This is a genomic window from Bradyrhizobium sp. 132 (assembly GCF_023074185.1).
GTDB lineage: Bacteria > Pseudomonadota > Alphaproteobacteria > Rhizobiales > Xanthobacteraceae > Bradyrhizobium.
This window is the reverse complement of sequence record NZ_JADPKY010000194.1, coordinates 1-12,899: the sequence shown is the minus strand read 5'-3', so window position 1 is coordinate 12,899 and position 12,899 is coordinate 1. Positions and strand designations below refer to the sequence as shown.

The 12,899-nt window shown below is 60.4% G+C and carries 10 protein-coding genes, 1 pseudogene and 1 other annotated feature; of the genes and pseudogenes, 4 read left to right on the top strand and 7 right to left on the bottom strand.

Annotation, left to right across the window (positions count from 1 at the left end; translation table 11 throughout):
• Window positions 1–762: 762 nt before the first annotated feature.
• Window positions 763–933: a hypothetical protein gene (locus IVA74_RS40280; protein WP_247353661.1), complete on the bottom strand. Its 171-nt coding sequence runs from the start codon at window positions 931–933 to the stop codon at window positions 763–765.
• 1,233 nt (window positions 934–2,166) lie between these two features.
• On the opposite strand from IVA74_RS40280, the gene IVA74_RS40275 reads away from it, so the two are divergent.
• The 3 genes from IVA74_RS40275 (at window position 2,167) to IVA74_RS40265 (ending at window position 5,710) form a co-directional block, all read left to right on the top strand.
• Window positions 2,167–2,421 carry a hypothetical protein gene (locus IVA74_RS40275; protein WP_247353659.1) on the top strand — a complete coding sequence of 85 codons (255 nt, stop codon included), beginning with the start codon at window positions 2,167–2,169 and terminating at the stop codon, window positions 2,419–2,421.
• A 495-nt stretch (window positions 2,422–2,916) separates the two neighbouring features.
• Window positions 2,917–4,197, top strand: coding sequence for a sodium:proton antiporter NhaD (nhaD, locus tag IVA74_RS40270; protein ID WP_247353657.1), 1,281 nt, complete (start codon window positions 2,917–2,919; stop codon window positions 4,195–4,197).
• 292 nt (window positions 4,198–4,489) lie between these two features.
• Window positions 4,490–5,710, top strand: a complete 1,221-nt coding sequence (locus tag IVA74_RS40265; protein WP_247353656.1) for a cytochrome P450 — start codon at window positions 4,490–4,492, stop codon at window positions 5,708–5,710.
• Window positions 5,711–5,796: 86 nt separating this feature from the next.
• On the opposite strand, the gene IVA74_RS40260 is transcribed toward IVA74_RS40265, so the two are convergent.
• The 4 genes from IVA74_RS40260 to nhaA form a co-directional block, all read right to left on the bottom strand.
• Window positions 5,797–7,278, bottom strand: a complete 1,482-nt coding sequence (locus tag IVA74_RS40260) for a SulP family inorganic anion transporter (protein WP_247353654.1) — start codon at window positions 7,276–7,278, stop codon at window positions 5,797–5,799.
• Between the two features lie 81 nt (window positions 7,279–7,359).
• Window positions 7,360–7,412, bottom strand: a sequence feature (sul1 is cis-regulatory element that is thought to sense ions involved in sulfur or methionine metabolism; They are found in Alphaproteobacteria).
• A 346-nt stretch (window positions 7,413–7,758) separates the two neighbouring features.
• Entirely contained in the window at window positions 7,759–7,932 is a 174-nt protein-coding gene (locus tag IVA74_RS40255; RefSeq protein WP_247353652.1) for a hypothetical protein, read from the bottom strand.
• A gap of 370 nt (window positions 7,933–8,302) precedes the next feature.
• Window positions 8,303–8,506, bottom strand: coding sequence for a hypothetical protein (locus tag IVA74_RS40250; RefSeq protein ID WP_247353649.1), 204 nt, complete (start codon window positions 8,504–8,506; stop codon window positions 8,303–8,305).
• Window positions 8,507–8,547: 41 nt separating this feature from the next.
• Window positions 8,548–9,921 carry a Na+/H+ antiporter NhaA gene (gene nhaA, locus IVA74_RS40245; protein ID WP_247353648.1) on the bottom strand — a complete coding sequence of 458 codons (1,374 nt, stop codon included), beginning with the start codon at window positions 9,919–9,921 and terminating at the stop codon, window positions 8,548–8,550.
• A 314-nt stretch (window positions 9,922–10,235) separates the two neighbouring features.
• Here nhaA and IVA74_RS40240 point away from each other — a divergent pair.
• A pseudogene (locus tag IVA74_RS40240) lies at window positions 10,236–10,434 on the top strand (hypothetical protein).
• Between the two features lie 406 nt (window positions 10,435–10,840).
• Here IVA74_RS40240 and IVA74_RS40235 read toward each other — a convergent pair.
• Both IVA74_RS40235 and IVA74_RS40230 read right to left on the bottom strand, forming a co-directional pair.
• On the bottom strand, window positions 10,841–12,046 hold the full coding sequence (locus IVA74_RS40235) for an ABC transporter substrate-binding protein (RefSeq protein WP_247353646.1): 1,206 nt from the start codon (window positions 12,044–12,046) through the stop codon (window positions 10,841–10,843).
• Window positions 12,047–12,121: 75 nt separating this feature from the next.
• Entirely contained in the window at window positions 12,122–12,820 is a 699-nt protein-coding gene (locus IVA74_RS40230; RefSeq protein ID WP_247353644.1) for an ABC transporter ATP-binding protein, read from the bottom strand.
• Window positions 12,821–12,899 lie beyond the last annotated feature (79 nt).

Here is a 12,899-nt window from a genome sequence, read left to right as displayed (position 1 = left end):
CGGCGCACGGGGCAGGCTGGTGCAGATATCGGCAGCAACGCTGTGAAGGCAACTAAGAAAGGCCAGTCGAAACGGGGTCACCATCGGCGCCGATCGGGACCCCATCCCGATGCAGATTCTCTTATTCGCCACAAGGGATTGCTGGCATTAGTTCAAGGGGTTCAGTTCGGCGCCGATTCACACTCGGTGGTGACGTTTTCCCGCGGCAGGGGACCGTCTCGCCCGATTGCAATGCCTAGTCTGCTCTTGTCGTGGACGTAGGGGACCGCCCCAGGCGCATCGTGACCGTCTGCTTGATCAGCTTCACTTTGACTTCATCGCGGCAATAGGTTGCCAGTTTGCGCTCGATCCCGATTGCGACAATTGCTTGCACCGGTCGAGCATCACCTCTGCGGGGCCATCGTGGGGACGCTCAACCAAGACGGCCATAAACTCCCGAATGGCCCCAGGGAGATCGCGGTGGCGCAGGTCGCGCGGATGCGTCAAGGGCGAAGGCCGCAAAGCAGCACGTTCCGCGTCTTGATGCGGTCGGTCAGCGTGGCGACGACCTGTACTGCAAGCTCATGTAGCCGAACGCATAACCACTCGCCTTTCGCCACACTGAAGGGTGCTTTGATCGCGAGAGTGGCGTCATCAGTACTGTTACGAGGCGCGCCGTCCACACCTGCGCGGCGTGAAGGATCGAAGGCGCGAAGTGGAGGTCTTTGCGGCGCCGCACTCGGTTCGGTAGCCAGCATCCCCGGAAGGCGGTCGCGAGACGCCCTACTGGCGCTCATGCTCTAATTGTTCGGCAAGTTCTTCATATTCTGCAGTCAGATCCTTGAGCTTTTCAGCGAATTCCGGGTGAGCCGCCCCTTCAGCTAGTTGACACAACCACACGGCCCTCTTGCGCGACCTTTCCGTGTCAAGGTCGATCGGGGCTTTCAGATGCATTTGCTTCACCCTCCGCGCTCACAGAAAAGCCGCCCCGAAGAGCGGCCTTTCCATCCTTGGACGTAATTGTGTGCGGCGTTCGAGCGCCGTCTTTGGCAGACGTCGAAGCATACTCCGACTCCTCGGGCGATTACTATCGTGCAGCGCACCAAACCCTTCCTGCCGCACATCCACCGGCAGTATTGCGCTAGGCCGCCGAGACGCCGCGCTTCCCCAGCCTGATCACCGGCTGAGCCTACGAATGTGCCAAGCCGCGGTCGCGGCACAAACAAGTAGAGCAATGCAGATGCCCCTTTCCAATTGAGGTTTTGACTTTGAGCCACTTGACCGAACCTTCGTCGCCCGAACGGAAGTCTTCATAGTCAGGATTTTCCTGACGGGCGACAAGCGATCTCCCGACTGCCTGGCGAGCTGCCAATCACTACATTCCGTTTGGCCCGAAAGTGTCGTTCGTGGAGACTCCCGTGAGAAGAGTATTTTTTGAGGGTGCCCCGACCGGCAACTTTTTGCGCAGTATCAGAAACTACCCCGCCGTAGAGCCGAGAAAACTCGCGTGTAGATGCCGGCAAGGCTCGGGCTGCAGGCATGGGCCTTGCTCTGCCTGCGTACACACAACTGCCTGCTTATCTCCGCCTGCAATTGCTTGATCGACAACTTCACTCTACCTGCGACGTCGACGCCGCACGTTGTTGAACCACGCGCTCCTCACAGGAGCAGCTCGGTAGGAACCATCTGAATGTACGGCAGCCTGCTGCTACTCGTCGTCCTTATCGCTCTCTCCGCCTTCGGCCTCGTGGCCTTGGAGGTCGCGGCGCGTCGATCGCCTGGCGGCAAACCTCAAACGACCAGGCCGAAGCGGCCTGTGAGATAATCCACTTTTCTCGCTCCATCTACTGGAGATTGCTCAGTCAATAGCAGCCGTGCAACGGCGGCGACTGCGGCCGTCCGTCCCTTATCGGCAGATGCGCACCCGTTTGGCATACGCCCTCCGCGGCAGGAGCGTTGACCATGGTCCGTACCGTACGCACTTTGATGGTGAGCTTCCATAGCCATGCGCATCCTTGCGGGGCTCCCGCCACATTCTAAAAACTTTTCTGGATAACTGGTCCAGCAAGTCGGACTTGTACGATGCGTCTGAGTCAGGAATCCTGACCCGCTGCTCGACACATCTGCACGCGACGGGACCGTTCTGACGCTATATGAGCCGCGCATGTCAGGCCGTGGATGCGACCATTGACCAACTTGCCCTCCCACGATGGGGTCGGTCTGCTTCCCGCGTCACCGGAGGAAGCGGACATGAACATTTGGACCGGAGTTGCGATGTTGGCAATCGCAGCAGTGCTCATCTTCATCGGTCGCCCCAACAAGGCTGGCGAGCATCCAAAATTCTTGCGCTTCGAGGCCGCATTGGTGCTCTACCCGCCCATCATTTTAAGTTTCATCGGACTCGGCGCGGCGGCGTTCATTTCGGGCCTGCTGACCAGGTAACGACGCCAATATCGCGGCTCACAAGAGCAAGCTGATCTTGCTGCGTGAACTTGCGAGTAGACCCTTGCCGCAACGGCCGCGGCCGCTGCGGCACCTTGCCAAGCTTCTTGCTTGGCCGCCTTGGAAGCAATGCCCCTGCGACGAACGATTTCGGAAGTCCAAGTAGTTGCTAGGGCCTTACTTGCTCGGTGCTGAGAGACGAGCCGGCGAGTGATCACTTGATCTGCCCGTCCCATTCGGAGGCGAAGTCCGTGGGCCACTCGTTGCATACACGTACAGGACCACGACAAACGTCAGAACGGATACGACGGTGACAATCCAGCCGACGGGGCCGTTCGCGCGGGAGCCCCACAAGCTTGATCTGCTACCGTTTGGTTGAGGCATTTTATTCTCCCAAGCCAACAATACTGGACCGCGGCCTTTCAGCACATGAGGCTTCTTAGCGCAGTTCGGTTCGGGCATGATCCCCACGAAATCCGGATTGGGAGGCTCGTTTTGCTGGTCGCACTCGTCGTCGTTTTCATTGTGGTTTATGCCGCTATAGCGCTTGAACACCCGATCCAAATAGAGAAATCAGCTTCTGCCCTTTTTGGCGCCGGCCTGCTCTGGACGATGTATGCCATGGGGGCGGCCGACCACGAAGCTATCGCCGATCAGCTCCGCGAGAGCATCGGTTCGACGGCAGGGATCATATTTTTCCTGATGGGCGCTATGACCATTGTCGAGGTCATAGACGCCCACGACGGATTCGAGATCATCACCTCGCAGATCAACACAAAGAAGTTGACGACCCTGCTGTGGCTCATCTGCGCCGTAACGTTCTTTCTGAGCGCAGTGTTGGATAATCTCACCACCACGATCGTCATGGTTTCGCTGATCAGAAAGCTGCTGGACAAGAAGCGTGATCGGTTGTTGTTCGTTGCTATGATCGTGATCGCTGCGAACGCAGGCGGCGCATGGTCCCCCATTGGGGACGTCACCACGACCATGCTGTGGATCGGGGGCCAGATCACCGCTCTCGCCATAGTCAAGACGCTATTCCCCGCCTCCGTAACAAACATGCTGATCCCGCTGCTCATCGTGAATTACCGGCTGCGCGGGCGAACTTTCGCGAGTCCTAAGCTGGATGGCAGCGTCGACCCTTTCACGCCGGCCTTTGAACGAAACGTCATGTTCACTCTTGGTGTTGGGATCCTGATCCTGGTGCCAGCGTTCAAAACCGTTACCCACCTGCCGCCTTTCATGGGCATCCTCTTCGGCTTGGGAACATTGTGGCTCGTCGGAGAGATCATTCATCGCCAGAAGCAAGCGCAGGAGAGGAGGCGATTGACCGTGGCGCACGCCCTCACCCAGATCGACCTCAGCTCTATCGTCTTCTTCTTGGGCATTCTGCTGGCCGTTGCCACACTGGAGCACACCCATATTCTCGCCGCCCTGGCAGCCTGGCTGGATCAAAGCATCGGCCGCACCGACGCAATCGTGCTTGCGTTGGGGCTGCTCAGCGCCATCGTCGACAACGTTCCCTTGGTCGCAGCCTCGATGGGGATGTATGGAATGAGCCAGTATCCACCGGACAACTTCCTTTGGGAATTTATCGCGTACTGCGCCGGCACGGGCGGATCGATACTGATCATCGGTTCCGCTGCGGGAGTTGCCGCGATGGGAATCGAGAAGATCCAGTTCATCTGGTACATGCGAAACATCAGCGTACTTGCGCTCCTCGGATACTTCGCCGGAGCGGCGGTCTACATTCTGCAGTTCCGATACTTTCACTGAACGCAGGGATGCGCGCGCCGAGGCAGTTTGAATGGACCCGCTTGCTCTTCAGAGCCAACGCTCCCCTGTGGCCCTGCGTTGCGGCGTACCGGTTGCGCGCGGCTATCCTTGCCCGACAATCCAGACATCGCCCTTGATCCAGGCGGGGACCTACGCTCCCTGTCCTTTTCAGCGTGTCCTTCCGAGGATGCATCCCCTCGGCAGAGCGGCGCCGCACGGTCCGCACCAGCGCGGGTAAAGGACGGAGCACCGCTCAATTTCTACCCCAACAACCAGAAGCGCGGAAGCAGACATGCACGACGAGCGACGGTTCGACATTTTATCTCCGGAGTTCCACGCGGACCCTTTTGCGACACTCGACCGCATGCGAACCGAAGGCTCGGTGGTGCGCTTGAGGTTGCCGATCGTCGGCCGCACCTGGCTCGCGACAAGTCATGAGAGCTGCGCAGAACTGTTGAAAAACAGCCAGGACTTCGCGCGCGATCCCGCAAACGCCGGAAGCAGGACGCAGGAGCGGATATTGAAAGTTCTTCCGAGGACGCTCGGCCTCCTTGCGTCGAACATGCTCGGCCACGACGATCCGGAGCACCGTCGCCTGCGTGCCCTCGTTGATGACGCCTTCCAGAGGCGCACGATTGCAGTCCTCAAGCCGACGATCGTTGAGGTGGCTGATCGGCTGCTCGACAAGCTGGACGGCAAGCCCGGGGCCGATCTCATGACCGAGTTCTGCCGAGATCTGCCCCTTTCGGTAATCTGCGCGATGCTGGGGTTGCCGGAGAAGGATCACGACCAATTCAAGAACTGGTTGGGCTGGCTGAAGGATGCGGCGAATGTCTTTGCGGTGATACGCGCCATCCCCGGCGTGATCAGCGTCGTCCGGTACCTTCGGCGCGTTTCGAGACCCGGCGGCGGGGCGCGGCCCGAGGGCCTGATCGCTGCGCTGCGCGAGGTCGAAATCGAAGGCCAAACGCTCAGCGAGGACGAAATTGTCTCCATGATCTTCCTGCTCTTCGGTGCGGGGCAGGAAACCACCACGCATCTCATAGCGGGCGGTCTCTACGCGCTGCTCACCAATGGGGACCAGTCGAGCCGGTTGCGCCAAGACCCGGCCCTGATGCCGACATGCATTGAGGAATGTCTTCGTTACGTCTCTCCCGTGCAGATGACCAAGCCCCGTTTCGCGACCCGAGATCTGGTCTGGCAAGGACGTCAGTTCCGGCGCGGCGAGATGTTCGCGGCATTTCTTGCTGCGGCGAACTGCGACCCGGCAAGGTTTGAGCAGCCCCACACCTTCGACATCACGCGCCACCCCAATCCGCACCTTTCTTTCGGCACCGGCGTGCACTTTTGCCTTGGGTTCCAGCTTGCGCGCGCAGAGGCCTCGATAGGGATTCAGCGCATCCTGGAGAGGTTTCCCCATTTGCGGCTTGCAAATAAGCCCGAAGAGATCCGGTGGCACAAACGGCTTGGCATCCGCGCGTTGGCCCGGTTGCCGGTACGACTCGCGGCATAGCGCAAGACGACTGCCGGCTCCGCTTGGTATGGGATCACCAACGGAGGGTCGCAAGGAGCCCGGGCAACGCTCCATCTACTCAGACGTTAGTGCGCAGGCTTCTGCCGCACGTTCGGCTTATGGTGGGTACCAAACCGCTCGACCATGGTTGCACTCGCCTGGTTCAAGCCAATCAGTTCGACCTGCGCACCGTGGCGACGCAGCTTCAGAACGATGTCGTCAAGAGCGCCGATTGCGGTGATGTCCCAGAAGTGCGCGTCGCTCACGTCAATGCGGACGCGCTCGGGCACCTCCTGATAGTCAAAGGCATCGACGAGGCTATTGGACGACGCAAAAAACACCTGCCCAGTGACAAAGTAGGTGATCTCGCGACCGTCGTCCGACAGCTCAGTTGCGATTCCGAGCAACCGCGCAACCTTGGCCGCAAAAAACACCCCGCTCAGGACGACGCCGGTGAGCACGCCCATCGACAGGTCGCGGGTGGCCACCACGACGACTACGGTCGCCAGCATCACCACGCTCGAACTTAGGGGGTGGGACCGCAGGTTAACGATAGAGGACCAGTTGAACGTGCTGATCGAGACCATGATCATCACGGCCACGAGCGCGGCCATCGGTATCTGCTTCACCCACTCGCCAAGGACAACGATCAGGAACAGCAGGAATCCGCCGGCGAAGAATGTGGACAGCCGCGTGCGGGCGCCAGCGGTGACGTTGATGACCGACTGCCCGATCATGGCGCAGCCGCCCATCGCACCAAGGAACCCGGTGATGAAGTTTGCGATTCCTTGGCCGACGCATTCCCGGTTCTTATTGCTGCCCGTGTCGGTCATGTCGTCGACGATCGAAGCCGTCAGAAGCGACTCCAGCAGCCCAACCGCAGCCATCGCCAACGAGTATGGCAGGATGATCCTCAGGGTCTCCAGATTGAAGGGGACTTGGGGGATCGCGAAGAACGGGAGGCTGGACGGCAATTCGCCCATGTCACCGACGGTACGCAGCTTGATGCCGGACCACAGCGTAAACGCGGTCAGCACGATGATGCTGACCAAGGCGGACGGCACTCGTTTGGTGACGTAAGGGAAGAGGTAGATGATGGCCAGGCCCGCGCCGACCATGGCGTAGGTTTCCCAGCCGACGTGCGTCAATTGCGGCAACTGAGCCAGGAAAATGAGAATGGCCAAGGCGTTTACAAATCCGGTCATGACCGAGCGGGACACGAATTTCATGAGTAGACCAAGCCGCGCGGCCCCAGCGGCGACCTGAATCAGTCCCATCAGCACCGTCGCGGCGAACAGGTACTGAAGGCCGTGATCGCGGACCAGGGCGATCATCAGCACCGCGGTCGATGCCGTCGCTGCCGAGATCATCGCCGGCCTGCCGCCGAGGACGGCGGTCACGCAGGCGATCGAGAAGGAGGCGTAAAGGCCGACTTTCGGGTCGACGCCGGCGACGATCGAAAATCCGATTGCCTCCGGAATTAGAGCCAGGGCGACCAGAACACCTGACAGGACTTCGGTTGGAACGTTTGTCATCCACTCGCGGCGGAACGCTTGGTAGAACCTCATTTTTGCTAAAACCAATATGACCAGCGAGGCGACGGGCAGCGCCCGGTCGGCCTAAAGGTAAGCTTCATATCGCTACGCTGAGGGTTTCCGGGGGATGGGCGCCCGGCCGAGCCACCCGATCGATCGGGTCCGACGAAGCTCTTTCATACAGTTGCTGCGTCGCAACATCAACCCCGAAGCTTCGACAAGCTTATCTGCTCGGGACGGTTCCGCGGCGCCAAGCACCGGCCGCGACCTCATTTGAGGCAGATGGAAGGCCGAGAGACTCGCACCCGTGCTATTGCCACACGGTGGGTCCCGGAGTGCGGTGTAAGCGTAGCCTCGCCTTGAGGGCTTCTGGGGTAGGGGCGGAGCAACGCCGGCCAGGCGTTCCGCGCAGGTGTCGCTCCTCATCAGCGGGCTACGTCGGGTGAAGTGCCATCGCAACAAGGCAACAGAAGCGTTGCCATATCGGCGAAGACGCCACGCATCCTCAACCGATCAGCGAAGGATGTTACGGATGTGCCACGCCATGGTCGCGCCATAGACGAGCAGAGCGATGCAAATGCCGATTGTCAGTTGAAAAGTTGAAAGAGTTGCTCTCGTCAGGAAGAAGACGATCCCAAACAGGACGACGACGCCTATCAACGACGGCACATGCTTCATGTTGGTCAATAATCTTCCCGAACGCCGGAGCAATGCTGCCTCTCCATACGTCCAACTGACGTTAAGTCACAAACAAGAGAATAGCCCGGGTCGGTCATCCCGCCGGCGGTTCACAAGTAGCACCGGGATTGCGACGCTTGATCTCCGCCGCGCGGACCTCGACCGACATTTTGGTGCGGCCTAGCGATTCGGCGATCGCCTCCCACGAAGCCCCGACCGCTCGCATCTCGAGGAGTGTAGCCTCGTCCTGCTTCGTCCAGGCCTTACGGCGCCGCACGAGCCTCTCCACTTATCACCCTGCTTATCGTTCCCATGCGGCCATGGTCAGCCGCTCCGGCATCGGCCATCAGTGAGGCGACTGATCCCCGAATGACACGCATCAAATTTCCCCGCTTTGGGTCGAGACGAGCCGAATGGAAGAAGGGCCTTCCACATTGGCATTCGTGTAAGCCTGTGCGGCTGCGATCAGTTGCGTCACGGCCGACCTATCGTAGGCGGGATGCCTTGGATTGAGGTGCAGATCCGTTTCGACGATCATCACCTGAGTGACCCCCGAGGACAATATCTCGACGGCGAACGACACGAACGACACATGCGGAGCTCTAAAGGGCATCGGTTAGACTTTCACAAACGTCGGGCATTGCTGAGGCCCCAGCCGAGGCCGAGCATGGCCGCGAGAAGCGAGCCGAGGAGGACCCCCAATTTGGCAGCGGTCAACAATCCTTCATCCGCGAAGGCGAGCATGGAGATGAAGATGGACATCGTAAAACCGATGCCAGCCAGCAGCCCGACCAGGCAGACCCCGGTCCACGAGACTCCGGGAGCGAGCCGGCACCACCCGAGTCGCACTGCCGCCCAGGTCGCGCCGACGACGCCGAGCGGTTTCCCGGCGACCAAAGCCAGCGCAGTGCCCAGCATCACCCACTGACCGCCGGCCGGCAGGTTGGCATTCGTCAAGCCTACCCCGGCATTTGCCAGCGCGAAGATCGGCATGATGCCGTAAGCCACCCACGGATGCAGTGCCATCTGCACGCGCGAGACCGGCGGCAACATCTCTCGGTGAGCCACGCGAAGATCTCGCAGCGGTTGCGCCAATCTGTGCGGATCCTTTTCCATGACCGCATCGCTGCTTCGCAACTGCTTCACAACGCGAGACACCATTTCCAGCGGTGGCTCCCGCAAAGGAATTGCGCGCGCCGGAGTCATCAGCCCAAGCACCACACCCGCAAGGGTAGGATGGATTCCGGCCGTCATGAACCCGATCCAAACCAAAAAACCGGGCAGGACGTACAAGAACGCCGACCCGAAACCGATCCGCTGAAAGCCCAGAACTGCGAGAATGCCGACCGACGCGATGGCGAAGCCAGCAAGCTGAATATCTGCGGTGTAGAAGAGAGCAATGATCAGGACCGCAATGATGTCATCGATGATCGCAAGAGCAAGGAGGAAGACCCGCAAATTGACCGGGATTCTTCGTCCAAGCAGGGCGAGAACTCCAACCGCGAACGCGATGTCCGTGGCCGTTGGCACCGCCCAGCCCTGCCCGCGATCCGGACCGGCGTTGAGGCTGAGATAGATCAGTGCCGGGAGGATCACGCCACCGGCCGCCGCGATCAGCGGCAGAATGGCCTGATCCAACCTGCTTAGTGCGCCTTCGTGGATTTCGCGCCGGATCTCCATTCCGACGACGAGAAAGAAGATCGTCATCAGCACGTCGTTGACCCAGAAGTGCAACGAGCGTGAAAAGACGAGTTCCCCCAAACCGATGGTCGCGGGAAGATGCCAGAAATCGTGATAGCTATGAGCGACCGGAGAGTTCGCCCAGATCAGTGCAGCGGCGGCCGCAATGAGCAGGACGGCGCCGCTGACGGCCTCGACGTGCAGGAACCTTTGAAGGGTATTGAAGGCCTGTTCGGCCAGCCGCTGGGCTTTCGGCAGATCGTCAAACGGAGGATTGTGGTTCACGGGCGTAGGATCTCCGCGTGGCGGCCCGACCATCGCTTTCCTGTCGCTGCGGATACAGCGAACACCCGAGTCCGGTTATACATCGCATGGGCGTCATTTCAACCTTCCACGACGGAACAGGCGGGCGGGAAATCGGCCGTGGAGAGGATCAGCCAGCAGCAGCTGCATCATCCGGCCCCTCGGGTGGCACTCATTCCGGGTGTGCTCCCAAGCGCTCAGAATGCTTTCAGCCTCAGGAAGGAGTACCGGCGGGTCACAAATGGTCAGCAGGCTCCGACCCAGCGCTTTACGCCACCTCGCCAGCGTAATGAAATTCCCGCCCTGCTTGGTGTTGCGGAGGTGGCGTCATGGAAGAGTTCTACAGGGGATTTGCGCAGCGGGCGCGCGAACTGGCGGAGATGGCCGATCCGTTCACAGGGCGGCGGCTTCTCGACATGGCCAAGCGATACGATACCCGCAGCAAACCGGGGTCCAGACCCGGAGGCCTGCCGGCGCCGTGCCACTCCTCCACCCGCGGCAATCCTCTCCGGGGTCGGCGAAGCATGACGGGCGACCGCGTGGACGAGACCAGATACGAGGCTTGCAGCGGGACCGTATCGCTGCCGGTGCGGAAGCCCGAGCCGGGCCGCAAAAATCTACCCGGCCGGTGCTCGAGGTGCGGTGGCAAAGGCCGATTACCCCTGGGCGAAATGATCGGATCCCGGCCTTCAAGCATTCGGCTTCTGCCAGCGGTGCGTCTCGCCACCGTCCCCAGTGTAGATCCCTGGACCATCACGCTGAACAGCACTACAGCATAGGTTGCCGCCAGTGTCTGGTTTTTGGTCGGGCTGGCGGCAGCGAGAGAGCAAGCGCCACGGATGCCGCCGCGCACGCCGCCCATTCCGCACTACAAACATAAGTGCGCTTGCGGGTGTGCTCCTCTTGTGCGACCGACGCGGTCGGAACACGGCAATCAGTGTGTAACCAGCGGACACGCCGAGTCGGTTAACTTCCCGAATGCTTCTTCGCCCGACATAGTTTGAACCAGCTTGTAGTAGTCCCAAGGTTGTTTGGACTCATCAGGTTTCTTGACCTGCATGATATACATCTCATGCTCCATCAGGCCGTCGGCACGGATCTTGCCGTTGCTGGTGAACATGTCGTCGATCTTCATCTTCTTGAGCTCGGCCATCACCTTCTCTGAGTTGGTGGAGCCGGCAGCCTTGACCGCGTTGAGGTAGGTCATGGTCGCCGAATAGTAGCCCGCCTGATTCATGGTGGGCTCGCGCTTCGTCTTCTCATAATAGCGCTTGGCGAAGGCGCGGGTCTTGTCGTTGAGATCCCAATACCAGCCAGTGGTGAGGTAGAGGCCCTGTGCGGTCTTGAGGCCGAGGCTGTGAATGTCGCTGATGAAGGCGAGCAATGCGGCCGGCTTCATTGTCCTGGCGATGCCGAACTCGTCGGCAGCCTTGATTGAGTTAGTGAAGTCGTTGCCGGCATTGGCCAGCCCAAGCACCTGCGCACCCGCGTTTTGCGCCTGGAGCAGATAGCTCGAGAAGTCCGACGTGGAGAGCGGGACGCGCACGGCGCCAGTGACCTTGCCGCCATTGGCCTCGACCACCTTCGAGGCGGACTCCTGCAACTGGGTGCCGAAGGCGTAGTCGGCCGTGAGGAAGAACCAGGTTTTACCGCCCTGCTTCACCATCGTCTTGGCGGTACCGTTGCCGAGTGCCGTCGTGTCGTAGACATAGTGCACGGTATAGGGCGTGCAGTCCTTGCCGGTCAGTGATGCGCCGGCTGCGCCGATAGCGATGAACGGAATTTTCTTCTCCTTGGCGACATTGTTCATCGCCAGGCTAACTCCCGTGTTCGATCCGCCGAGAATCATCGTAATGCCGTCCCGGTCGGCCCATTCCCGGAATTTTTGCGCTCCAACGTCGGGCTTGTTCTGGTGATCGGAGACCATGAACTCGATCTTGTTACCTAGAACGCTGCCGCCAAAATCCTCGATCGCCATCTTGGCCGCCTCGACTCCGCCGGGGCCGATCACGTCGGCATACAGGCCGGACATGTCGTCGATATCACCGATCACGACCTTGTTTTCGGCCGCGTGTGCACTGGTCACCGCCAATGACGCTGCAAGTAAAAATTGAACCGCTCTTACGGCAACGTATTTCATTTTAGTGTCCTCCTTTTCGATTTCGGCGAGAGGTCGTCAAAGACTCCGCGTCGTGACGTCGCGCTTGGTGAAGAACTAGACGCCGAGAAAGCGTTGGAGCAGCTCCGGTTGTGCCTTGAGCTCGCGAGCCGGCCCCTCGTGCACGATGTGGCCGTTGTTGATGATGTAGATCCGGCTCGCCAGCGCCAGCGTCGCCGCCAAATTCTGCTCGACCAATACGATAGTCTGGCCGGCGGCGGCGAGATCGCGGCAGGCCTTGACGAGATCGTGGACGATCACGGGCGCGAGCCCCTCGAACGGCTCGTCCAGCAGCACGATCTTGGGATCGCGCACCAGCGCCCGCGCGATAGCGAGCATCTGCTGTTCGCCGCCGGACAGCTCGGTGCCGCGGTTACTACGCCGCTCCTTCAGTCGCGGAAACATCTCGTAGATGCGGTCGAGAGGCCAGCGTTTGGGCGCCGTGATCCCGGCGAGCAGGATATTCTCTTCCACCGACAGGCTGCCGAAAATCCGGCGCTCCTCGTGCACGAGCTGCATGCCCGCCTGCGCGATTCTGTGGCTCTTGCGCCCGGCGATATCGATACCGTCGAACTTCACGCTGCCGCTACGCGGCGTCACGACGCCCATCAGGCTCTTCAGCGTCGTGCTCTTGCCGGCGCCGTTGCGGCCGAGCAACGCCACCACCTCATGACGCTCCACACGCATGGCGACGTCGAACAGGATGTGGGAGTCCCCGTAATAGCTGTTCAGGCCATTGACCTCGATCAGGCTCATGCGGCGATCTCTCCGTGAACACCGCCGAGATAGGCTTCCTGCACGGCGGCGTTGGACTTGATTTCCTCGGGCGTGCCGT